This is a genomic window from Mucilaginibacter celer, from assembly GCF_003576455.2.
GTDB classification, from domain to species: domain Bacteria; phylum Bacteroidota; class Bacteroidia; order Sphingobacteriales; family Sphingobacteriaceae; genus Mucilaginibacter; species Mucilaginibacter celer.
Genome location: NZ_CP032869.1, coordinates 5819664 through 5842303, shown reverse-complemented (window position 1 = coordinate 5842303; position 22640 = coordinate 5819664). Strand labels below are relative to the sequence as shown.

Sequence of the window (22640 nt, the reverse complement as noted above, 5' to 3'; positions counted from 1 at the left end):
ATCACCCAGCCCAACCCTCTCTATCCAAACTCCTGAAATGAATAGCCTCTGCCAGATGCTCCAGTTTAATATCCTCGCTCCCTGCCAAATCAGCTATAGTTCGTGATACTTTCAAAATCCTGTCATAAGCCCTTGCCGAAAGCCCCAGTTTTTCCATTGCTTTTTTAAGGAGAGTTTGGCCGGCAAGATCAATTTTACATTGCTCACGCACCATTTGGGAGCTCATTTGGGCATTGGCATGCAAATCGGGTCTGTCGCCGAAGCGATTTACCTGTACCTCACGAGCTTTGATTACCCGCTCGCGGATCAGTTCACTTTTCTCGGCGGCACGGTCGGATGATAGCTCGCTGAAGTTAACGGGCGTTACTTCCACATGCAGGTCGATCCTGTCCAACAGCGGACCGGAAATTTTACTCAGATATTTTTGCACCATGCCGGGAGGGCAGATGCATTCTTTTTCGGGGTGGTTATAATATCCGCAGGGGCAGGGGTTCATACTTGCCACCAACATAAAACTGCTTGGATAATCAACCGTAAACTTTGCCCGCGATATGGTTACTCTCCGCTCTTCCAACGGCTGACGCATTACCTCAAGGGCGCTGCGTTTAAACTCCGGCAATTCATCCAAAAACAAAACGCCATTGTGCGCCAGCGAGATCTCACCGGGGGCCGGGTTGCTTCCGCCGCCAACCAGGGCTACGTCGCTGATGGTATGGTGCGGGCTCCTGAATGGCCTTACGGTAACCAAAGCATCCGCTGCCGAAAGCTTCCCGGCTACCGAGTGAATTTTGGTAGTTTCCAGCGCCTCGTATAAATTAAGCGGCGGCAGTATGGAGGGCAGCCTGCGGGCCAGCATGGTTTTACCAGCTCCCGGCGGACCGATCAATATTACGTTATGCCCTCCGGCTGCTGCAATTTCCAGCGCGCGTTTAATGTTTTCCTGTCCTTTTACTTCGCTAAAATCGCTGTCGTAATTGCACAGGCTGTCGTAAAACTCTTCGCGGGTGTTTACTATTTCTGGCTTAAGAGGGGTTGTGCCGTTAAAAAAGCCAACCACATCGGCAATGCTTTCAACGCCGTAAACTTCCAGGTCGTTCACTATTGCAGCTTCGCGGGCGTTTTGTTTGGGGAGGATAAAGCCTTTAAAGCCATCCTTGCGGGCCTGTATCGCTATGGGTAAAGCCCCTTTTATGGGCTGCAGGCTTCCATCAAGCGAAAGCTCGCCCATAATGATGTATTTTTCAAGTTGTTCGGTTTCAACCTGGCTCGAGGCGGCCATAATGGCAATGGCTATCGTTAAATCATAAGCCGAGCCCTCCTTGCGGATATCGGCCGGAGCCATGTTCACCACAATCCGCTGCCGTGGCATGCGGTATCCATTGGTTTGCAAGGCTGTTTCAACACGCTGCATTGATTCGCGAACAGCATTATCCGGCAGGCCAACCACAAAATAGGCAGCCTTTCCGCCACCGGCGTTCACTTCAATAGTTATGGTAATGGCTTGTATGCCGTAAACTGCGCTTCCAAAGGTTTTAACCAACACTGTGATAATAGTTAATTGAAGCGAAAGTATATATTTTTACCGATTGATAAAACCTCCAGCCAACAAAAAACCCACCTTGCAGGCGGGTTTTTAATATATTGTAAATATTATTCTTATCGTAATAAAGCACCAGCCTCGCAAACCACCAGCACAAAGCTGCATGAAACTATCACACAAATCATCAGCATTACACTCCAGGTATTAGGGTTGTGTTTGCTGATCCGTTCGAAAGCGAGATTAACTTTTTTAAAGTAACGGCTGTTTAACAAAACAAAGTAGTTAAGTACCAACGCACCGGTAGCTCCCAATAAAATCATCAGGCCGGATGCAGGGCTTACTTCAAACCAGCCGGTGTTTAAAAGCAACTGGGCAACGGTAGTTAAAATGGCCAGCAAAACGATCATTAAAAAACTGGCACCAAAAAGGGCATTGGCTTTTGGCAGGCCGCCATGACCGAAGTTTTTAACATTCCACCTGTAAAACGTTACGTAAATGGATTTGTAGATTCCTGCTGCTTTCATAATGTTATGGTTTTAGGTAATTAATTGGGTACAATATACTATTACTTGTACAATATTAGTTTAAAAACGCAATCGGCAAAATTTTATTATGCAACGGGCTTTATTTTATCGTGTTTTTGCGCAATTATTTGGTTAAACACGTATAAAAATTTATTGGGCTGTGTAACATTCTTATTATCAATGCCGTCTATACCATCAATACACAACCTTATGAACACAATTAATCAAACACAACCCGCCGGGAACGATACCGCCGGTGAGATGAACATCAACATTATCTTCAATAAAAAAGTTGATGGCGGTAATTTAAGCATTATTGAACAGCAAATACCCTATAAAGCCGGCGTGGCCTTAAACCTTTGCAATAACCACGATAAGGTGGTTTATGTTATTGAAGGCCGTTTCAGGTTTTTTGCCGGTGGCAGATATTACGATGCCGAAAAGGGTGCAAGCCTCTTCATACCAAAGGGCACATTGCATGGTTATAAAAACCCAGCCCCGCAAACAGGCAAGGTACTGGTTACACTAACCCCGGGCGGTGCCAACGGCTTTTTAAATAAAATTGAGCGTACAGTACAGCTTGTACAGCCCGGCAAATCGGCTTTGGCTATGGCCGTTTAGGTAAAACAAATGTTACAAACCTTAAAATGCCGCTATTTCGCGGCATTTTTGCTTTGCGGGGGGCAATATTTGTGCCTTTTGCCTGTTATAGGAACAATTTACAGCATATCAGCCCCCTTTGGGGAGTTATAGGTGCGGTGGGTTAAGGAGGTGAGTGGTTTTTATGCTTTAAACCTTTGCTGCTTGTTTTTGTCGAAGCGAAAAAGATCAGCAGCAAAACAGTTAACAAAATATAAAATACTAAACCCTACCCAACCCTATGATATAAGTTATCCATACTTAAGCCGCCGGCCCTACAAATACCTATAACACAATTTTTTAACCCTTATCGTCTTGCACCTAAACCGCTGAATGAAGACAACCTTTATTTCACTACTGCTTTTTTGTTTCTTTTCTGTTAGTTATGCCCAAAACCGCGCCGCTATTAAAGGTCGCGTAACCGATTCTGTGAGTAAACAGCCGCTTGAGCTAAGTACTGTTGCCATGGTTGATGTTAAAGATTCATCGCTTATTGCCTATACCTTAAGTAAAAAAACCGGCGACTTTGAGTTACAGCGTCTCCCGGCCGAAACGCGGGTAAAGCTGGTGATCTCGTACGCCGGCTATAAAAGCTATATCCGCCAGTTTAATTTTAAAAAAGGCGAGGTTATGGATATCGGCAATATCAGCCTTAATAGCAAAATGCTGAGCGAGGTTGTGGTACGGGCCGAACGCGTACCTGTTAAAATGAAAAAGGATACCATCGAGTTTGATGCAGCCGCCTTTAAAACCCGGCCCAATGCCGCGCTCGAAGAGTTGCTTAAAAAACTGCCCGGTGTTCAAATTGATGGCGATGGCACTATCACCGTTAACGGTAAGGATGTGAGCAAACTGCTTATTGACGGCAAACAGTTTTTTGGTAACGATCCTAAAATAGCTACCAAAAACCTCGATGCCGAAATTGTTGCCCAGGTGCAGGTTTATGACGACAGGGAAAACGACCCGGATCACCTCATTAGCGATACCAAGGTGCCCAAAATCATCAACATCAAACTAAAAAAAGCTATTAAACGAAGCATTTTTGGTAAAGTGTTTGCCGGTGCAGGCTCGCGCGACAGGTATGAAACCGGCGGCTTGTTTAACATGTTCAGGGATACTTTACAACTGAGTTTAATTGGATTGAGCAATAACCTCAATCATACAGGCTTTTCTAACCAGGAAATCTACTCGGAGGGGGGATTTGACCGCAGTGGGGGAAGTACCTCCTTTAACGGCCGCCCAAGCTGGGCCAGTAACTGGGGCGGAATTGAAAAAATCACCTCGGGTGGTTTTAACCTTAATCAAAACTATGGCAAAAAGCTGAAGCTTAACCTGCAGTATTTTTACTCGCAGCGCAATAACATCAATAACTCGTCGAACTTTCAGCAGCAGTTTTTAAAGGATACTACGCTGCTAAGCGCTAACACCAATAACCGCAACTCAAACAGCCATAGCCATACAGCTACAGCTTTGGTTGAGTGGGAGCCGGATACTGTTCGTCACTTACGGTTTAGCCCTTCGTTAAGCTTTAGCGGCAATGATAATACAGCTTCATCAACAGGTAATACCCGCAATAATTTTAATATGCCGGTGAATACCTCGGTAGGGAATAATTTTGGCAATGGCAGCTCTACACAGTACAGGCAAAATTTTTACTTTCATAAACGTTCAAGGAAGCATAAGGGCGAATCGTTTAACATCTCTAACAATCTGCAAATCAATCCGGGTGAAAACACTTCGTTTAATAATAGCGATGTGGTTAATTACCAGCATGCCAACCTGTCGGATAGCCTGCATCGCCGTTCAAGCCGTACCACCAACAATGTGTCGGGCAATATTGATCTGAGCTATCGCTATCCGATTACCAAAAAACTTACAGTGGATATCACTACTTCAAACTCTTACAATAAAAGCAGCGACCAATTGTTTACCTACGACAGGAAAACCAACACCTTCGATTCGCTGCTGGTAAACCAAAGCTCTGATCTTAAACGCGACCAGTGGACAGAGAACATTAAACCTGGTATTACCTATCAGCTGGGCAAAAACACACAGATTATTGCCGGTCTTAATACCCAATGGCAGCAGATAGAAAACAACTTTGTAAGCAGCAGGCTGAGCCAAAACTATTTTTTCCTGTTGCCAACTCTTCGCTTTGAAACCGACAGACTATCGATAAGTTATGACCGGGGCGTAAACCAGCCGGGCATATCAAGCCTGCAGCCGGTTACCATTGTTTACAGTCCGCTGTATACGTTTACCGGTAATCCTAATTTAAAGCCCACTATTAACAATAATTATAATATCAGCTACCGCCTTTACACTACGCAAAGCCAGGTAAGCCTGTGGGCTTACGGGGGCGTTTATAAACAGGAAAACCTGTCGATAAATCAGCAAACCATCCGGTCAGACGGGTCGCAAACCGTTACTGTAGTTAACCGCGACGGTCGGCCCAGCTATAGCCTCAATGTTGGGTTCAACAAACGTTTCAGAAAGATGAAAGACTGGCAGATCTTTTTCTCCACCTCGTTAAATGGCTCGTACAATCAAAACCTCAACCTGCTAAACAATGTTGAAGGCTGGCAAAATACCTTTAACCGGGGAATCTATCAAAACGTTTATTTTGACTGGAAAGAAAAAGCAACTTTAAACATTGGCGCAGGCTATAACATAGGCGATACCAAGTACAAATACGACGATTTTAGAATCGTGCATACCGGCAACTTTAACTTGAACAATAACCTGGTATTAAGGCCCATCAGGCGATTGGTTTGGGAAACCAAGCAGGATTTTTATTACAACACCCAGATAGCCCCGGGTTTAAAAAAGGGAGTTAACGTAATAAGCACCTCGATAGCTTTGCTGATGCTCAAAAAAGATAGGGGAGAGCTTAAATTTACCGTATACGATGTGTTTGATCAAAACGTGAGCATCTACCGCTACACGGGCACAAACTCCATTACCGACACTCAAAATAATACGCTAAACCGGTATTTTTTGGTTACTTATAGTATTAAGTTTAATAAGCTGAGTACGAAGTAGGGGAGGTTGTCTGAATCAGAATTTACAGAATTTTAGGATTTTCAGAATGTTGTCTGAACCGGAATTTGGGGGAATTAACAGAATGCAAATCAAATTCAATAAATTCTTTAATTCCCCCAAATTCCGGTTCAGACAATACCAGTATGCGGTCTTGTCTTCACGACCGCCGGGTGAAGATTTTGGGTGGAGAATTTCAGGATTTTTAGAATACATTCTGTTAATTTAAAAATTCTGTAAATTCTGATTCAGACAATCAAACACTACATTTCCTCATCAAAAGTAGCCAGCAAATTCACGTTCGGGTCAATCTTAACATCCGTTGGCTTTGCCTTCATTTTGTAGTGTATCGTTGCCGATTTTTCCTTTACCATGATGGTTAATACTTCACTATCAATCCCAATCTCTAACGGAAACTGGTAAACATAATCCTGGTTTTGCAGTACGTTGATGGTTAGGCTGCTTTCCTTCTCGTCCCAGGTCCATTTAACGGCCAGTTTGGGGTGGCCGGCGGTGCGCAGCCATTGGGTAAAAAATTGTTTCAGATCTTTACCGCTGGTTTGCTCCATTATGCGCCTTAAATCATCCGTATTGGCGTTGCTGCCCTGGTATTTGGCGTAGTAATTACGTATGCCTTTCCAAAACGTGGCATCGCCTAAGTTGCGCCTTAGCATATGCAGTACCCAGCCGCCTTTTTCGTAACTGTTGGCATTGAGCAGTTGCATGTATTTGGTTTTAACGGCGGTGTCAACAACCGGGGTTAAACGGGCTTTTTCAAAGCCTATCACTTTTTTACGATCGGCAATAAGCCTGGTTTTCAGGGTATCGGCACCGTATTTGTTTTCGAGGTACAGGTTGGTCATATAAGTAGCAAAACCCTCACTTAACCACAGGTGACCAAAGCTTTTTTCGCTGGCACCATCGCCAAACCATTGGTGGGCAATTTCATGGGCCATCAGCTCTTCAATGCCCGGTGTTTTAACCGATTCTTCAAAATAAAAAATGGCACTGGCATTTTCCATACCGCCAAAAATGGTTTTTGACTGCACGTTGGCCAGCTTCTCATAACTGTAGGGGCCAACATTTTTTATAAAATAGGGCAGGATATCTTTAGCTACCGCATAATTCTTAAATCCAACTTCCTTGCTTTCCGGAAACACGTAGGTAAACACCGGGATGCCATTAACATCACCCGGATGATCGATGGCAAATTCGGCAACGCCTATCACCATTACCTTGGTTGGCAGGGCTACGGTTTCAACCCAATGGGTTAACTTCATTTTGCCGGGTAATTGTTTTTCTTCGGTTTGCAAACCGTTTGATACTACCTGGTAATGGTCGGGCGCGGTTACTATAAAATCAACAGGGGCTTTATCCGCTATATTATCAACACAGGGCAGCCAGTTGTGGGCGCGGTTTGGCCAGTTATCACCAAAAAAAGTACGGTGACCATAAGCGTTGGTTGATATAATGAGGCCATCGGCCGGGATGCCGCTGTAAGTAATGGTATAATCTCGTGTATTGCCTTTTAGCGCGCGGGTGGTTATTTTCAGCTGCTCATCATCCTGGGTAAATTTTACCGGCTTCCCGTTTTCAGTTACCGCCGATACCAGCATGCCTTTACCTTTGGCATTAGTTTTTACCAGGTCGAGGTTGAAGCCGGTGGCATTGCTTAAAAACTTTGCGGTAACTGTAGCCTTGCCTTTGATGTTGTTATCGGCATCGTTAAGTTTAATATCAAACGTATAATGCCTAACATCAATATTGGCTCCGGGCACCTGGGCAAAAGCCGGGATGGTAAAAAGTGTTGATAATGATAAAATAACTAAAAATATCCTGCGCATAAGCTTCCTTCAATTTGTATTGTACAACAACAAAGCTAATAAAAACAGCCTTTTATCTGCGCTTATAGTGTGCAGGGCGCAGGATATTTTTTAACACCGCTAAAACGTTACGTTAACACCTGTGGTAAATAAAAAATACAGGCCGTTCATTTTGGTGTTGCTCACATAATCAACCTGGTTAAAGGGTTTGATAAGATAAGGAGTAAACAAAATTTGCCATTTGTTGATGTTATACGTTACCGGTAATGAGCCGCTAAAAGCCAGTAGTTTATACTGCCTTACCTCGCGCTGGTTTTGCTGTGTTACTGTTTGAGTAATAATAGTTTGCTTAGGCTGATTGGGAAACAAAATATTAATAGGCGTTTGTTTCTGCGGAACTGCAACCGAGCGGGTAACCTGCGATTCGGTATAATAGGTTTGATAGAAAGATTGCGTACCGGCGTACAGTGTAGCGGTAGGCGTAACTTTCAGGCCACTTTTTTTATCGGCACCTGTTTTCAGCGCAAAAATCTCTTTGGATAGTTCGGCGGTGTTAACAACGTCGTTACTGTTATTTTTATTGAAACGGTAGCTGATGCCGGCGCTTAATTTTACAATATCATCGGGATTGGCATACAGTTGCCCATCCAGCGTGGCATTAAATGATGAGAGGATAATAGGGCTGCTGCCGGTAATAAAATATTTAGTGGCCGATATATTACCTCCGTAATACCGCTTCGCATCAAACGCAAAAACATAGCCGGGTGTTACGCTCAATCCTTCGGTACCCGATTTGTCGCCGTTTAAATCAAAATATCCTATAGCGCTTATAAAAAAGCCATGTTTGCTAACCAGTGTAAGCGAAGGGAGTAAAACCGGAACACTGCTTTCATCCCGCCGGCCGGCATAAGTAAGGTTTGAAAGATATTGAACACCCGCATTTACAAAAATCTCTTTGGTTTTAGTGACGGTATCGGCTTTTTGCTGGGCGTAAACTGCGGGGCCGGCTAAAGCCAGCAGCAGGATAAGTTTAAGTTTTTTCATGGTTGATGCTGATCAAAAAAATGTCCGGATAATCAAAAAGGCCGGAACCGGCCTTTTTGATTTAGTGTATAGTAAATGATATTACTGTTTGGTGGCGCTCAGTTTTGATGAACCGCTGCCCGATGTTTTAACAGTTACAGTTTTTTTACCTGCCTTAACGGCTGTGTTTGAAGCCCCGCTGTTTGAAACGGCAGACCTTAAGCTTTTAGCACTAACCGCAGTATTGCTTGTGCTGTTTAAATTACCTGTTGAGGTTACGCTCACATTTTTGCTAACCTGATCAATCCCGGTACCTGCAGCAACGGCAGTATTACCCGCTGTGGTAGTTGCACCAGCCCTTAAGGCAGCAGCATTGCTGCTTACTTTTTCGGTGGTATTAGCAGCTACACCTTCGGTAGTATTTAAGGCTTTTTCGCTGCCGGCGGTTACACCTGTTGTATTTACATTACCTGCAACGGCGGTGGTGCTGTTAACACCAGCCTGTGCAGCTGTTGAGCCCGCAGTAGCGTTAACTGTTGAAGCTACATTGCTGTTAACATTGGCCGCCTGGTTTACCGCAGTACCTGCTACAGCCTGATTAGTGGTTGCCTGCGTTGCGGTGCGCGCTGCTACATTTTGAGCCTGGTTAGTAGCCTGGGTAGCTACGGTTGATGTAGTATTAACTGTTTTTTGTGCAATTGATGCTGCGTTAACTGATGGCGTAGCCACTTTGGTTGCTATTTTAGTTGCAGTGGTTGCACCAAGATTAATCTGTGCCGAACTAACTTTGAAAGCAAATAATGCCGCGGTAAACAAAACCGGTTTAATTAAATTTTTCATGGTCAAATATTTAGTTAACAATAATTACATTAAGGGGGGAAGCTAAATGCACGACCCTTATTGGTTATCAGTACTAAATCAAAGTGAATGCCATAAGCCCTGTAATGACATTTTAATGACTTGCAAACTCTAAAGAAGCAAAATGTGTATATTAATTTATACACTTGTTCATTTTGTTCGCCAGGGGGTTATGCAAATTCTCTTTGTAATTATTAAAATCCTCTTATTTCTTATTTGTACTCTAATAACTGAGCGTAAAACTAATTGGAAGTTCATTTTCAACAACAACTTCCCTGTCCTGATATACAGCAGGAAGCCATTTTCCCTTTATATTTTTAATAGCTTTTAATGCTTCCTCATCGCATCCGTAACCCAATGACTTTGAAACTCTAAAACTGCTCACCGTTCCATCAAGATTAACTTTAAAAGCAACTATTACTTTGCCCTCAATGTGCTGGCTTCTCGCCTCTTCCGGATACCTTAGCGTAGCAGCTATTGCAGACCCCATAGTGGATGACCCATCAAGAAAAATCGGTTTTCTATCCAGTTCTACCAAAGTTGTGTCATTTCCCTCTATCAGGTTATACTGCTTTTTAAATATCTCCTGTATAGTTGGCTTATAAAACAACAAACTGTCATTATCGTAATCAAACTGCAACTCTAATTCTCCTTTGTTATCAAAAGCACTCCATACCCCAATACGCTTGTCGGCTTTATAACCGCCTGTCTCCGCTAATTTTTGCCAGTTATTGTAATACTTCCAGGTGCTATCTTTTTGGTTGTTTTTGTAATATCCTTCATTAAGTATTGAGTTACTTTTCAGGTTATATTCGGTGTATTTTCCTTGCCAGATATTATTATCGGCTTTCAGCACACTTATTTTTTGCCTGATTTTTTGCTCTTTGTCAATTTTGTTAATATATGTGGTTTGGGCAAAAAGCTTAGTGCAGGCAAGCACCGGTATAAGGAATAGGTTATATTTCATACCCTAAATATACTTCTTTTATCAAGAGAGATGTGTTAATTAAGCCTTTTTTAAATAAAAACGCCGCTTGTTGTTGGCAAGCGGCGTTTTGTATTATTGTTTATCAGATGCTTTTACATCTTCGGCATTCTGCGCATCATATTGGCCATGGCAGCCGGGTTGCTCATTTGCTTCATCACCTTTTTCATATCATCAAACTGCTTCATAAGGCGGTTAACTTCCTGGATATCGGTACCCGAACCTTTGGCAATACGGGTGCGGCGGCTTTGGTTGATGCTTTCGGGGTTTTCTTTTTCAAACGGGGTCATGGATTGGATAATGGCCTCAATAGCTTTAAAAGCGTTATCATCAACCTCTACATCTTTCATCATTTTACCCACGCCGGGAATCATGCCCATCAAATCCTTCATGTTACCCATTTTTTTGATTTGTTGGATCTGGCCGTAAAAATCGTTAAAGTCGAATTTGTTTTTGCGGATCTTTTTCTGGAGTTCGGCAGCTTCCTTCTCGTCAAATTGCTGTTGTGCGCGTTCAACAAGGGATACCACGTCGCCCATGCCCAAAATCCTCGATGCCATACGATCGGGGTGAAACACATCGAGCGCTTCCATCTTCTCGCCGGTACCAATAAATTTGATAGGCTTGTTAACTACCGATTTAATGGATAGCGCCGCACCACCACGGGTATCACCATCAAGCTTGGTTAATACCACACCGGTAAAATCCAAACGGTCATTAAACACCTTGGCTGTATTCACGGCATCCTGGCCTGTCATCGAATCTACCACAAACAAAATCTCGTGCGGTTTAACAGCCGATTTAACCTGCTCAATCTCCACCATCATGGCTTCGTCTATCGCTAAACGGCCGGCGGTATCAATGATCACTACATTCTGGCCGTTCTGTTTTGCCAGGGCTATACCTTCGCGGGCAATGGCTACCGGATCTTTCGAATCGCGGTTCGAGTATACCGGCACGCCAATCTGCTGGCCCAGTACCTCCAATTGGTCGATAGCCGCGGGGCGGTAAATATCATCGGCAACCAATAATGGTTTTTTATTGCGTTGTGTTTTTAAGTAGTTGGCCAGTTTACCGGTAAAGGTTGTTTTACCCGCACCGTTTAAACCTGCAATGAGGATGACGGTAGGAGTGGCCGGAAAAGTAAGATCGGCAGTGGTGCCGCCCATCAATTCGGTCAGCTCATCATTCATGAGCTTGGTTAGCAACTGGCCCGGCGAAATTGAGGTCAATACGTTAGCGCCAAGTGCTTTCTGCCTCACATCATCGGTAAATGCTTTGGCTGTTTTATAGTTTACGTCGGCATCAAGAAGGGCCTTGCGGATCTCCTTCATGGTTTCGGCCACGTTTATTTCTGTAATAGTTCCCTGACCCTTCAGGACCTTGAACGCCCTGTCGAGTTTATCCGAAAGATTTTCAAACATTATAGTAAAAAACTTTAATCTTTTTTATAAGGATACAAAGGTATCATTTTGAACTATATTAACTTATATTTTGGCGGTTTTCCTAAAACAAAACCGGCCCGATTTAAAAGTCGGGCCGGATAAGGTTATATTTTTAAACTACGGTTACGGGAATCGGTAAAGCATCCCCAGCCCCAGGCCTTCGTAACCCTGCGCCTCGTCTGAAGTATGCCTGTCGTATAAAAACGTTCCGTTCACCGTGGCACTGATCAGCCTGTTTACTTTGGCCGTTATCACCATATCAACACGGTGGGTAATAAATTTTGGTGATTGCCCGTAAGGAATGAATAATGCGTAACGGGTATTGAGGTGAACGTTTTTGGCAATATCCTTATCAAGCAAAGCCACCACCTGGAACGCCAGATCATTCTTTACGGTTTTCAGGGTATCTACACCGTAGTTATCCTGCTTTTTAATGTGAATTTTATGATCCAATACAAAAGTTTGGCGGGCAGTACCGGTACCTAAACGCAAGTCGAACCAGCCGGTTGGCTTGTACTCGAAACCGACAGATTCGGTAGTGTAACCGGGCGACATGAAATTTGAAATGTATTGCTGTTCAAACTTTCCGTTACCCTGGTCAACATAATTGTAACCTTTATCAAATTGCGACTCGAAGGTTAGCGCCCCGAAAAAGTACCAGCTTTTTGACAATTGCGAGGCTACTTTATTATCAAAATAAATACGGTCGTTAGTTTTGCGTTTGCCCTGGCCCTTATTTTTTGATACGCCGTATGTCAAGTTTAGTTCGGATACATAGCTAAACGGCGCTTTATTGTATTCAGTATGGTAAATAAAGTTGGAGCCTAATGCCACAGCGCTTACACCACCAGAGCTATAGTTATTACTAAATGCCGACTGGCTAAAGTTTAAGCCAAATGTTACAGCCTTTTTCCAGTAGTTTACCTTGTAATCGAGCATGGTTACAGGCACTTGTTCGCGCTGTATTTGTACGGGCCTTGTGCGGGTGGGGATGGCGTTTTTCCGGGAGTCGATCCGGTATTTGTTCAATACGGCGGTGTCAATTTTAACAGTGTCTTTTTTCAGGGTATCGGTTTGTGCACTGGCAGATAACGCGCACGTGACTGATAATGTGATTAACAGTAGTACCGGTTTTGTTTTTAACATAGTAAACAAATTAAAGCAAAAATCTCCTTTTTTACCTACAATAAACAAAAATGTTGGCTGTGGGTTTAATGGGGTTGGTAAATTTTGTCGCAACAACAAACCAAACGTTGGATACTAAAATGAAGCGCCTGTTAATATTGTGGTATATCCCCTTTGCCCAAAGGCTGTTTATCTGCTTCGGGGGTAACAAGTGGCGAGAGCGAGTATGAGCGTTTGGTACTATACTTTAAAAACCGTTTCAGGTTGGTTTTGATAGAAGCGATAAACTCATAATCGCTGGCGTTTTTTACCTGGAAGTAGCCCGGCCTGTAACGGATCATAAACTGGGTTAACTGCTCGCCCTGCAAATTGGTAATGGCACCAACATAAGTGCGGTTAAAGCGGTAATCAATAACACTTTGCTGGTAATCTTTTTCGATAGTTTCGCGAAGGTGAGCCGCATTACGGCCGCTTCGGCTTAACGAATTATAAATAGCATCAATACTCAAACCGGCACCACCGGGGCCAAAACTCAGCAGGTCCTTATCATTCAGGGGGCCGAATATTTTGGTGTAATCGTTTTTTGTGGCAGCCAGCTTTTTCTGTGGGTTCATTAAAGTATCGCGTACAATAACCTCCTTAAGCTGTATGGCCTTTGGTTTCATATACACGGCCAGCGCTTCACCATTTTGCACTTTTAGGGTATCGGGATGATGATCGGCTTTGGTAAAAACCAACACATCACCAGGCTGTGCCTCTATTTTGAATTCGCCTTTAAAAGTATTGTAGATGGATTTGCCGGTGGTGATGTTCTGAACATTTACTTTGGCTATGCGGTCTTTGCTGTCTTTATCAAACACCACACCGTCAATCGTTTTTTGCTGGGCAAAAACAGCGGGGGCAGTAAGGGCAAAACATATCAGCAACAGCCAAAATTTCATAATGGCTGTAAATTTACTTGTTATGCCCGGAGTGATCATGCTATTTAACAACAATTAACTATTGGGGGAATAGAGTCAAGAAATCAAGATGAAAGAATCAAGAGATCATGAGCCAGGATACATGATAATCTAATGCTCTCTTTCCTAATGTTTCTTATCGTCTTAAATCTTGATTCCTGACTCTTGCTGTCTTGCCTCTCTACTTAACAACTACCAGTTTCTGACCAATTTTGATGTTGTTGTCACTCATGCTGTTCAGCGCTTTCAGGTCATCAACAGTTATTCCAAAACGTTTGGAAATGTTGTATAGTGTATCGCCCTGTTTTACGGTGTAAATCTTGTCATCGGGAGGGGTTTTGCTCAGGGTGTCCTGGGCGGGGGTATTGATGGTGTTATTGATCTGGCTCAATACCCGGTCTTCGCGTTTAATTTTGGCTATTTCGCCTTCCGGACGGTCGTACTGGGTGAGGTTATATTTTTCGATGATGTTGATCAGAAGCTCGGGATATTTGGGGTTCGTGGCGTAGCCTGCTTTTTTTAGGCCGTAAGCCCAGCCCTTGTAATCATCCTTATCCAGTTCAAAAAGTTTGGCGTAGTTTTTCCGTTTCAGAAAGGCAGAATGATCGCGGAACGAATCTTCGGGATTATCATAAACACGGAAACAATCGTTCACCTGGTCGTCATCCTTATAGTAGCTTTTACCGGTCCAATCGGCGGTGCATTTTATGCCGAAGTGGTTGTTGGCATATTTAGCCAGATCGCTGTTGCCGGCTCCCGATTCAAACAAACCCTGCCCCAAAGTAATGCTGGCAGGGATGCCATACTGGTTCATTTCCTGTATGGCGATAGCTTTAAAACGTTCGATATAATCTAACGATGAGTATGAGCGGTAATTTGCAATAGCATCTTTATTGGCTTTTTGGATGCTGCTGTTATTGCGCTTAGCGTCGCGGTTGGATACAGACGAAGTTTTTTTGCGGGCAGAACATGAACTGAAACAGGCGAGCGTTAAAAACAGGTATATAATTTTTCGCATTATAGTTAAATCTTATTACTTGGCGGATAAATAACGCCAAAGTAAGACTTATTAATGTAATTATTACTGTTTTGTTGTTGAAGCGTTAGCGTCGGCCAGTTGTGTTTGAGTAGCCGGATTTTCGTCCAGTTCGTTCAATTTATAATGGCTAATAATACCTAAAACCTGCGAAGCCCATTTGCGGCTGCCTGCATAACCCGCACGCTGGATGCCTTTTGCCCAGCCTTTATAATCATAATGGGTAAGCGCATCGGCCAGGTGGCTAAATTGTTTGCGCTCGGTCATGATACGGGCAAAATCCTGGAACGAATCAAAAACCGAATCGTAACGTTTGTATGCGGTGCGAACTTTTTTATTGTGTTTGGTATAAACTACAGTGTTGTAGCCCTTTACTCCAAACTGGTTATTGAGGTTTTGCGCTATGGTACTGTTACCACAGCCCGATTCGTGCATGGCCACACCTAAAACGATGCTGGCCGGGATGCCGGTTTCGTGCATAATACGAATGGCATCATCTTTGAACTTATCAATGTAAGAAGTTGAGGTATTTTTCTGTGCTGAAGCAGCTAATGTTGAGATCAACAGTGTTGTAATCAGTAAGATTTTCTTCATAATTTATTTTTTTCTGATAACCAGCAAACCGTCGCGTACCGGCAGGATTAGTTTTTCTATCCTGCTATCAACAGCTATCTCGTTATTTAGTTTGCGAATTCCCTCCGTATCGGCATCTTTTTCGGGGCCATATACTTTTCCCTTCCACAAAACATTATCAATTATTATTAATCCTCCGGATCTGACTTTGTCAAAAACTAATTGAAAGTAGGTATAATTATTCTTTTTATCAGCATCAATAAACACCAAATCGAAAATATCTTCCTGTAAATCAGCAATAATGGCCTCTGCCTGCCCAAAATGCAGCTTTATTTTATTTTCAACATTTGTTAGTTTGAAGTGTGAATTGATGATTTCCTCCATTTCGCGGTTCACTTCGATGGTGTGAAGGATGCCATCTTCGGCCAATCCCTCAGCCAGGCAAATTGCCGAGTAACCGGTAAAAGTACCTATCTCAAGAATACGTTTTGGCTGTACCATTTTGCTCAAAAAACTAAGCAAACGGCCCTGGTAATGCCCTGATAACATGTGGGGTTTTAATACCTTGATATGCGTTTCGCGGTTGAGCTTTTGCAGCGCTTCCGGTTCGGGATCGCAATGGTCATCTAAGTAAGCCAATAGGGCATTAGGGAGAATATCCATGGGGGCAAAGATACGGAATTTATTTTAAGCGAGAATTTCAGAAGCTTTAGCGCTGATAAACAAATATTTATCTTACTCCAAGCAGTCGTTATATAAACGCGAATCTCTCCAAAACGTCATTGCGAGGTACGAAGCAATCCCCGATTGGCAGAGCGGCTGTGCAAGTTTCTCTGTAAGTAGGGGATTGCTTCGTACCTCGCAATGACGCAGTTAAAAAATTCTTCTTATTCTAATACCGGTTGCCCTGCTATTTTTTCAAGTATGCTCTCCGGCAAATAAGGCCTTCCACCAGCCGAGATACAAGTCCCCGTAAACATCCCGGTAGTCATCACTTTATTTTTACAGGTAATGGTTTGTTTAAAATGTAACCTCGGCAAACCCTTTGCGTCGCCAAACAACTCGCAGCTAACGGTAAATTCATCACCACTTTTTAACGAGCGCACAAATTTCAGCGAATATTCAGATAGTACCATGTTCACGCCTTTATGCGCCTGCTCTTCAAAATCAAAGCCGAGAACTTCGCGGATAAAATCGTGGCGGCACCACTCCATATAAAAAGGATAGTAAAGGCCGTCCATTATGTTTTGAACGTCGATGTGTTCGTCTTTTACGGTGTACGTTTTGGTAAAACTCATTTTATTGTTTTTATAGATAAAAGGGATAGTAACGGGAAAGGCGGCTAACAAATTATAGCCTGCCAGGCAGAAAATCATAACTGATTGTTTTCAAAGCGAATCAAAATCACTAATCAGGCGCCAGGAAAAATCAGCGAAATCAACGTAATCATAATAATCTACGGTCCATCCAGCTTTGTAATAATATCACGGCCGATATCGTATCAACCAGTTCCTTATTTTGCCGGTTCTTTTTATTCATGCCGCTTTGAGCAATAGTGGCCGAAGCCATTTTGGAGGTAAAACGCTCGTCAACCATTTCAATAGGCATCTCCGGGAAAGTTTTCTTCAGCAGGTTCACAAAGCCCTTTACATGCTGGGCCGATTGCGATGGTGTATTATCCATTTGCTTTGGTTCGCCTACTATAAATCGCTCCACCAGTTCGGTTTGTAGGTATTTTTTTATAAACTCGATGATGTTATTTGGGTGGATGTTATCAAGCCCGGTAGCGATGATCTGCAAAGGGTCGGTAACCGCAATGCCTATGCGTTTGGTTCCGTAATCGAATGCCATTACTCTCATTTTGTAAAGATAGGAGATGTGAGATATGAGATGTGAGATTTTTTGAAGATAGCGCTTCTGCCCCTCGTCATTGCTTCGTACCTCGCAATGACGACTTTTATATTCCGCTAAACATCATTCCTCTCTCAAATCTCACATCTCATATCTCACTTCTAAAATCTAATTCCTATTTTGCACCAAATGCAGTTTAAAGAAATAGTAGGACAAGAGGCAGTAAAGCAACGTTTACTTAACACGGTGAGCGATAACCGGGTAAGTCACGCGCAGTTATTTTTGGGACCCGAAGGTTCGGGCAGCCTGGCGCTTGCTGTTGCCTATGCCCAGTACCTTTCGTGCGAAGATAAACAACCTGGTGATTCGTGCGGGGTATGTTCATCCTGTCGAAAATACCAAAAACTGGCCCACCCCGATCTGCATTTTTCGTACCCCTTCTTCGCCAAACATAAGGATGATACCGCGCTCACTTTTATTGAGCAATGGCGCGATGCCCTGCTGGCTAATCCATACATCAGCCTTGATACCTGGCGCGGATATTTGGATGCCGAAAACAAGCAGGCCAATATCAATATTGCCGAGTGCCACCAGATTATCAAGAAACTCAGCTTTAAACCTTTTGAATCTGAATATAAAATTCTGATCCTTTGGTTGCCCGAGTATCTGGATAAAGAAGGAAACTCGCTGCTTAAAATTATTGAAGAGCCTCAACCCAATACGCTGTTTTTACTGGTAGCCCAAAATCAGGATCAGATCCTGAATACCATTCTTTCGCGTACGCAGCTGGTAAAAATTCCGGGTTTAACGTATGATGAAATAAAAGATCATCTGTTAGCCGCCCATCACCAAACCGAAGAAGCCGCTGCCGAAATAGCCTATTTGAGCAACGGTAATATGACCGAAGCACTGGCCATGTTACAGCAAGACAACAAAAGTTACCATGAGCTGTTTGTACAATGGTTGCGCTATTGTTTCGGCAATAAAGGCATCGAGGTAATGGCTTTTGTTGATCAGTTTGCCAAGATGGGCCGCGAAAACCAGAAAAACTTTTTGCGCTACGGCGTTAGCTTCGTGCGGGAGTGTTGTTTGTTGCTGGCCGGTGCAGGTAACCTGGTTCACTTACCCGCAAAGGAGTTGGATACAGCGCAAAAAATGAGCAATGTACTCACTATCGACAACGCACAATCTATCATAACCGAACTGGAGAAAGCGCATTATCATGTGGAGAGAAACGCTAATCCAAAAATTTTATTTTTAGATGTATCTTTACAAATTATAAGAGTGTTAATTACAAGAAACGTCCCCGCGGGGAATCAATATATGCCGAATTAAATTATGGAATGTGGAAGTTGCTCAACAGGTGGCGGATGTTCGCCTGCGGGCTGCAAAAGTAATGGCAGTTGCCTTACTAATGGTTGCAGCAAATTAGATGTTTACGATTGGCTGTCGCATATGGACATGCCGACAAACTATAAGCCGTTTAAGGTTATCGAAGTAAAGTTTAAAGGCTCGCGCAAGGAGTTTTATGTAAACAACGATAATATATACCTCGAAGCCGGCGAACTGGTAGCCGTTGAAGCTACTACCGGTGGTTACGATATCGGTCACGTTTCGCTAACCGGCGAACTGGTGCGCATGCAGATGGTTAAACGTCATGTAAAGGAAGCCGATGTAGTAAAACGCATTTACCGCAAAGCTACCGTTGCCGATGTAGATAAATGGAAAGCCGCCAAAGATATGGAATGGGAAACCATGCATAAATCGCGTAAGCTGGCCCTTGATCTGAACCTGAGCATGAAGCTGAGCGACGTGGATTACCAGGGCGATAAAACCAAAGCTACATTTTATTATACTGCCGAAGGCCGGGTTGATTTCAGGGAACTGATCAAAAAAATGGCCGAAACTTTCCGCATCCGCATCGAGATGAGGCAGATTGGCATGAGGCAGGAAGCAAGCCGTTTAGGCGGTATCGGCTCGTGCGGCCGCGAACTTTGCTGTTCAACCTGGCTTACCGATTTTAAAACGGTATCAACCTCGGCGGCGCGTTATCAAAACCTTTCGTTAAACACGTTGAAGTTGGCCGGCCAGTGCGGTAAACTTAAATGCTGCCTTAACTACGAGTTGGATACTTACATGGATGCCCTGAAACACATCCCTGATAATGTGAACATTCTCCGCACTGAAAAAGGTGATGCCCGTTTACAAAAAACGGATATTTTTAAGCGCATTATGTGGTTCAGCTATCCTAAAGAAGAAAGCTGGATTCCGCTGCCGATTGCGAAGGTTAAAGAAATTCAGCAGCTAAACAAAGATGGTGTGATCCCTGAAGATCTGGGCGAAATTGTTGAAGTAGAAACCGTGCCGGCAAAAGTACTGGATTACGAAAACGTAGTTGGCCAGGACAGCCTTACCCGTTTGGATGAGCGCCGCAACAACAATAAAAAGAAAAACAAAAACCGTAATAAAGGCGGCCAAAGGCCCGAAGGCCAGCAACAAGCCGATGGCAAACCGGCTGGTCAGCAGCAACGCCCGCAGCAACAGCAACAAGGCGGTAATAATTCTGGGCAAGACAGGCAGCAGCAAAAGCCCCGCCCTGAAGGCCAGCGACCGCAGCATCCAAACAACAGGCAGCAGCAACAAGGTAACAGGCCTCCGCAGCAAAATAAACCGCAAGGCGAACCACGCCCGCAGGGCGAGAGCAAACCACAGGGAGAAGGTAAGCCGCAAAATGAAGCCAGGCAACAAGGCGAAGGTGGCGGTAACAATAATAACAGGCGCCGCAGGCCAAACCGCCCGCATAACCCTAACCGCAATAACAACAACAATAATCAACAGGCCAAACCTGAATGAAACGGGCTTTAAATATTTTTTACCCGGCAGCATTGTTACTTTTAACAATGCTGGCCGGTGCTTGTACCGATCCTAATGCGGTTATTGACAACAATACCGAAATTGCCGACCATAACTGGTCGTACGTAAACCGGGTAAAATTTGATGTGAAGATTGACGATGAGCGGGCGGCCTATAACGAATATCTGAATTTACGGGTTACCGGTAATTACCGATACTCAAACATCTTTGTACTGGTATCGCAAACCCTCCCCGGTAAAAAGAAACAAACCACCCGTTTTGAGGTAAAACTGGCCAATCCAGATGGCGAGTGGCTGGGTAAAGGATCGGGCAATTTATATAGCTACCAGGTGTTGCTGCGCAAGGGATATCATTTCCCTGCAAAGGGTAATTACCATTTCGAGATAGAGCAAAATATGCGCGATAACCCGCTGCATGAGATCAGTGATGTGGGCTTGCGGATAGAGAAAGCTAAGTAAAATCTTTGCGTCTTAGCAACTCTACGTGCTTAAATCAACAACTTCTATCCCTTATATTTTTTTATATCAAAACCCTCCCCATGAAAAAACTGATCATCTTATCTTTCGCAGCCTCTGTAACTCTGAGTGCCTGCCATAGCAACGATAAAAAAACAGACAGGCAAAGCGATACCAGCGCAGCTAAAGGAAGCGGCGGTCCTACAGATTCGGCTAAAAGCACCGCGCCAGGTAATAGTGCTGTTACGCCTAATTCTTCAGATACCACAACTTTACAGGGAGATACAGATTCGGCTGTGCATCCTGTACATTGATGTTTTTTAATGCACAGTCGTTAAACCTGAATATGTAAGATATATCTATACTCAGGAATTGTTTCCCTTACTTTAAAATCTTTTAAATGAAACACCTAAACCTATTTCTAATTTTCGCATCATTCTGCCTAAAACTGTCGGCGCAAACTGGTAACAATATTGCTCCCCCTAAAGTCGATAAACGAGTTGAATTGCTGAGTATCGTTTTCCGATTAGCTGGTAATGAAGAGTACAATACAACCGAAAACGCAAAGTACGTTGCAGACATCCACCGTCATTTTGATAAATTTAGTAGTCATCCTCTCATAAAATATGCAGCAGAACTACGTGATAGTTTGGGCATCAGCTACGATGCAGTAATGGCGATGGCTATTCATTTAAATAATCCGCCTCTTTTAGATCCTATTGTTCCTTTTTCAATTTCTTTGCCCGATCAACGGTGGAACCTTAAAACCGCGGCCAAATTCAATATCATGTTAAAGCAATTTTACACCGACGCCGACTGTAGTTCTTTTTTTGATGCACATTTAAATGATTATGCAGTTGCAAAAAGCCGTTTTAATACTTTATTTAAAAATTTAGATGTAAGCTGGTACTATAAATTTTATGGCAAGGCACCTACAGAAAATTTTAATATAATAATAGGCCTTGGCAACGGAGGCGGAAATTATGGCCCGCATATTGATTTAAATGATCATTTAAAAAAAGTATATGCCATTATAGGCTCAGGTTCGTTTGATGAGCAGGGCGCTCCTGTATATAACTTATCCTCCTATTTGCCTACATTAATTCATGAGTTTAATCATTCGTTCGTCAATTACCTTATTGATAAATATGAACAACAATTAACCACATCAGGTACTATCATTTTTGAAAAAGAAAGTGCAAAAATGCGTAGACAAGCATACACAAGTTGGAAAACAATGATGAACGAAGCTTTAGTACGGGCCTCTGTTATCAGCTATCTTAAAAGCCATAATGCCGACACCCTAATAGCAGATAAAGAACTTAAACAGCAATTAGCAAATGGGTTTGTTTGGATGAGGCCATTAGTAAAACTACTGGATACCTATCAAACACAAAGAAAAACCTACCCAACGCTTGAAAACTTTATGCCTGTTGTAGTTGCTTTTTATGATGACTTGGCAAAACGCATAAATTTTTATAACGATGACTATCAACAACATTGTGCCAGGGTTATAGCTGTACGGCCATTTAAAAACAGTGATACAACCGTCAGTTCGGGCATTACTCAAATTATATTCGACTTCGACAAAAAGCTTGATGGAGTACGGTATTTTTTTGGCCTAGGAGCCAAGGGCACAACCTATTATCCTAAACCTATAAAATTTAAGTTCACAAACGATAATAAAAGTATTGTATTGGAAGTTAAATTGAAGCCAAATACTGAATATCAGATCAATATGGTTGGCAGTATGATGCGGGCAAGCGATGGATATAGTGTGCAAAACTATACGCTCAACTTTAAAACAAGCTCTGATCCATTACCATAATACCGGTTAGATCTTCAATTAATTTTATTAGCATTTATAAATTTTAATTCTTTACTTTACTAA

Annotated in this window: 21 protein-coding genes; 7 read left to right on the top strand and 14 right to left on the bottom strand. The window is 43.1% G+C overall.

Going from position 1 to position 22640, the window contains the following annotated elements; all coding sequences use genetic code 11:
- Position 1: 1 nt before the first annotated feature.
- Complete coding sequence (locus HYN43_RS24205) at positions 2–1543, bottom strand: YifB family Mg chelatase-like AAA ATPase (protein WP_119406474.1); 1542 nt, start codon at positions 1541–1543, stop codon at positions 2–4.
- A gap of 113 nt (positions 1544–1656) precedes the next feature.
- Entirely contained in the window at positions 1657–2064 is a 408-nt protein-coding gene (locus HYN43_RS24200) for a hypothetical protein (protein WP_119406473.1), read from the bottom strand.
- A gap of 210 nt (positions 2065–2274) precedes the next feature.
- Here HYN43_RS24200 and HYN43_RS24195 point away from each other — a divergent pair, with 210 nt between their 5' ends.
- Together HYN43_RS24195 and HYN43_RS24190 are read left to right on the top strand one after the other, a co-directional pair.
- Positions 2275–2685 (top strand): cupin domain-containing protein, encoded by a 411-nt coding sequence (locus HYN43_RS24195; protein ID WP_162996611.1) that lies wholly within the window; start codon positions 2275–2277, stop codon positions 2683–2685.
- A gap of 351 nt (positions 2686–3036) precedes the next feature.
- The gene (locus tag HYN43_RS24190; protein WP_119406471.1) at positions 3037–5745 is read left to right on the top strand and encodes an outer membrane beta-barrel protein; all 2709 of its coding nucleotides are present in this window, start codon (positions 3037–3039) and stop codon (positions 5743–5745) included.
- Positions 5746–6005: 260 nt separating this feature from the next.
- Here the strand turns inward: HYN43_RS24190 and HYN43_RS24180 are convergent, their stop codons facing one another.
- From HYN43_RS24180 to ruvX, 12 genes are all read right to left on the bottom strand, one after another.
- Positions 6006–7586: a M1 family metallopeptidase gene (locus tag HYN43_RS24180; protein ID WP_119406469.1), complete on the bottom strand. Its 1581-nt coding sequence runs from the start codon at positions 7584–7586 to the stop codon at positions 6006–6008.
- Between the two features lie 99 nt (positions 7587–7685).
- Positions 7686–8609, bottom strand: coding sequence for a hypothetical protein (locus tag HYN43_RS24175; RefSeq protein ID WP_119406468.1), 924 nt, complete (start codon positions 8607–8609; stop codon positions 7686–7688).
- An 81-nt stretch (positions 8610–8690) separates the two neighbouring features.
- Positions 8691–9428, bottom strand: a complete 738-nt coding sequence (locus HYN43_RS24170) for a hypothetical protein (protein ID WP_119406467.1) — start codon at positions 9426–9428, stop codon at positions 8691–8693.
- Between the two features lie 241 nt (positions 9429–9669).
- On the bottom strand, positions 9670–10413 hold the full coding sequence (locus HYN43_RS24165; RefSeq protein ID WP_119406466.1) for an energy transducer TonB: 744 nt from the start codon (positions 10411–10413) through the stop codon (positions 9670–9672).
- 113 nt (positions 10414–10526) lie between these two features.
- Complete coding sequence (ffh, locus tag HYN43_RS24160) at positions 10527–11855, bottom strand: signal recognition particle protein (RefSeq protein ID WP_119406465.1); 1329 nt, start codon at positions 11853–11855, stop codon at positions 10527–10529.
- 144 nt (positions 11856–11999) lie between these two features.
- Positions 12000–13022: a DUF3078 domain-containing protein gene (locus HYN43_RS24155; RefSeq protein WP_245447006.1), complete on the bottom strand. Its 1023-nt coding sequence runs from the start codon at positions 13020–13022 to the stop codon at positions 12000–12002.
- 131 nt (positions 13023–13153) lie between these two features.
- Positions 13154–13942 (bottom strand): peptidase associated/transthyretin-like domain-containing protein, encoded by a 789-nt coding sequence (locus HYN43_RS24150; RefSeq protein ID WP_162996610.1) that lies wholly within the window; start codon positions 13940–13942, stop codon positions 13154–13156.
- A 199-nt stretch (positions 13943–14141) separates the two neighbouring features.
- Entirely contained in the window at positions 14142–14978 is an 837-nt protein-coding gene (locus HYN43_RS24145) for a glucosaminidase domain-containing protein (protein WP_119406463.1), read from the bottom strand.
- Between the two features lie 63 nt (positions 14979–15041).
- Positions 15042–15590 carry a glucosaminidase domain-containing protein gene (locus tag HYN43_RS24140; RefSeq protein ID WP_119406462.1) on the bottom strand — a complete coding sequence of 183 codons (549 nt, stop codon included), beginning with the start codon at positions 15588–15590 and terminating at the stop codon, positions 15042–15044.
- 3 nt (positions 15591–15593) lie between these two features.
- Positions 15594–16232: an O-methyltransferase gene (locus tag HYN43_RS24135; RefSeq protein ID WP_119406461.1), complete on the bottom strand. Its 639-nt coding sequence runs from the start codon at positions 16230–16232 to the stop codon at positions 15594–15596.
- 224 nt (positions 16233–16456) lie between these two features.
- Positions 16457–16867, bottom strand: coding sequence for an acyl-CoA thioesterase (locus HYN43_RS24130; protein WP_119409106.1), 411 nt, complete (start codon positions 16865–16867; stop codon positions 16457–16459).
- Between the two features lie 148 nt (positions 16868–17015).
- The gene (gene ruvX / locus HYN43_RS24125; protein ID WP_119406460.1) at positions 17016–17429 is read right to left on the bottom strand and encodes a Holliday junction resolvase RuvX; all 414 of its coding nucleotides are present in this window, start codon (positions 17427–17429) and stop codon (positions 17016–17018) included.
- A gap of 180 nt (positions 17430–17609) precedes the next feature.
- Between ruvX and HYN43_RS24120 the strand changes: the two genes are divergently transcribed.
- The 5 genes from HYN43_RS24120 (at position 17610) to HYN43_RS24100 (ending at position 22577) form a co-directional block, all read left to right on the top strand.
- The gene (locus HYN43_RS24120) at positions 17610–18755 is read left to right on the top strand and encodes a DNA polymerase III subunit (protein ID WP_119406459.1); all 1146 of its coding nucleotides are present in this window, start codon (positions 17610–17612) and stop codon (positions 18753–18755) included.
- Between the two features lie 3 nt (positions 18756–18758).
- Positions 18759–20273, top strand: coding sequence for a regulatory iron-sulfur-containing complex subunit RicT (gene ricT, locus HYN43_RS24115; RefSeq protein ID WP_119406458.1), 1515 nt, complete (start codon positions 18759–18761; stop codon positions 20271–20273).
- A complete protein-coding gene (locus tag HYN43_RS24110; protein ID WP_119406457.1) occupies positions 20270–20752 on the top strand; it encodes a gliding motility lipoprotein GldH in 483 nt (160 codons plus the stop codon). Before ricT ends, HYN43_RS24110 begins: the two co-directional genes overlap by 4 nt.
- Before the next feature lie 80 nt (positions 20753–20832).
- A complete protein-coding gene (locus HYN43_RS24105; protein WP_119406456.1) occupies positions 20833–21063 on the top strand; it encodes a hypothetical protein in 231 nt (76 codons plus the stop codon).
- A gap of 86 nt (positions 21064–21149) precedes the next feature.
- The gene (locus HYN43_RS24100; RefSeq protein WP_119406455.1) at positions 21150–22577 is read left to right on the top strand and encodes a DUF4932 domain-containing protein; all 1428 of its coding nucleotides are present in this window, start codon (positions 21150–21152) and stop codon (positions 22575–22577) included.
- Positions 22578–22640 lie beyond the last annotated feature (63 nt).

Excerpts from the sequence above, each read along its gene's own strand:
- ruvX (WP_119406460.1), bottom strand. The coding sequence starts at position 17,429 with ATGAGAGTAATGGCATTCGATTACGGAACCAAACGCATAGGCATTGCG.
- HYN43_RS24200 (WP_119406473.1), bottom strand. The coding sequence starts at position 2,064 with ATGAAAGCAGCAGGAATCTACAAATCCATTTACGTAACGTTTTACAGG.
- HYN43_RS24175 (WP_119406468.1), bottom strand. The coding sequence starts at position 8,609 with ATGAAAAAACTTAAACTTATCCTGCTGCTGGCTTTAGCCGGCCCCGCA.
- HYN43_RS24140 (WP_119406462.1), bottom strand. The coding sequence starts at position 15,590 with ATGAAGAAAATCTTACTGATTACAACACTGTTGATCTCAACATTAGCT.
- HYN43_RS24135 (WP_119406461.1), bottom strand. The coding sequence starts at position 16,232 with ATGGATATTCTCCCTAATGCCCTATTGGCTTACTTAGATGACCATTGC.
- HYN43_RS24165 (WP_119406466.1), bottom strand. The coding sequence starts at position 10,413 with ATGAAATATAACCTATTCCTTATACCGGTGCTTGCCTGCACTAAGCTT.
- ricT (WP_119406458.1), top strand. The coding sequence starts at position 18,759 with ATGGAATGTGGAAGTTGCTCAACAGGTGGCGGATGTTCGCCTGCGGGC.
- HYN43_RS24150 (WP_162996610.1), bottom strand. The coding sequence starts at position 13,942 with ATGAAATTTTGGCTGTTGCTGATATGTTTTGCCCTTACTGCCCCCGCT.
- HYN43_RS24110 (WP_119406457.1), top strand. The coding sequence starts at position 20,270 with ATGAAACGGGCTTTAAATATTTTTTACCCGGCAGCATTGTTACTTTTA.
- HYN43_RS24180 (WP_119406469.1), bottom strand. The coding sequence starts at position 7,586 with ATGCGCAGGATATTTTTAGTTATTTTATCATTATCAACACTTTTTACC.
- HYN43_RS24130 (WP_119409106.1), bottom strand. The coding sequence starts at position 16,867 with ATGAGTTTTACCAAAACGTACACCGTAAAAGACGAACACATCGACGTT.
- HYN43_RS24105 (WP_119406456.1), top strand. The coding sequence starts at position 20,833 with ATGAAAAAACTGATCATCTTATCTTTCGCAGCCTCTGTAACTCTGAGT.
- HYN43_RS24145 (WP_119406463.1), bottom strand. The coding sequence starts at position 14,978 with ATGCGAAAAATTATATACCTGTTTTTAACGCTCGCCTGTTTCAGTTCA.
- HYN43_RS24100 (WP_119406455.1), top strand. The coding sequence starts at position 21,150 with ATGAAACACCTAAACCTATTTCTAATTTTCGCATCATTCTGCCTAAAA.
- HYN43_RS24155 (WP_245447006.1), bottom strand. The coding sequence starts at position 13,022 with ATGTTAAAAACAAAACCGGTACTACTGTTAATCACATTATCAGTCACG.
- ffh (WP_119406465.1), bottom strand. The coding sequence starts at position 11,855 with ATGTTTGAAAATCTTTCGGATAAACTCGACAGGGCGTTCAAGGTCCTG.
- HYN43_RS24170 (WP_119406467.1), bottom strand. The coding sequence starts at position 9,428 with ATGAAAAATTTAATTAAACCGGTTTTGTTTACCGCGGCATTATTTGCT.
- HYN43_RS24195 (WP_162996611.1), top strand. The coding sequence starts at position 2,275 with ATGAACACAATTAATCAAACACAACCCGCCGGGAACGATACCGCCGGT.
- HYN43_RS24190 (WP_119406471.1), top strand. The coding sequence starts at position 3,037 with ATGAAGACAACCTTTATTTCACTACTGCTTTTTTGTTTCTTTTCTGTT.
- HYN43_RS24120 (WP_119406459.1), top strand. The coding sequence starts at position 17,610 with ATGCAGTTTAAAGAAATAGTAGGACAAGAGGCAGTAAAGCAACGTTTA.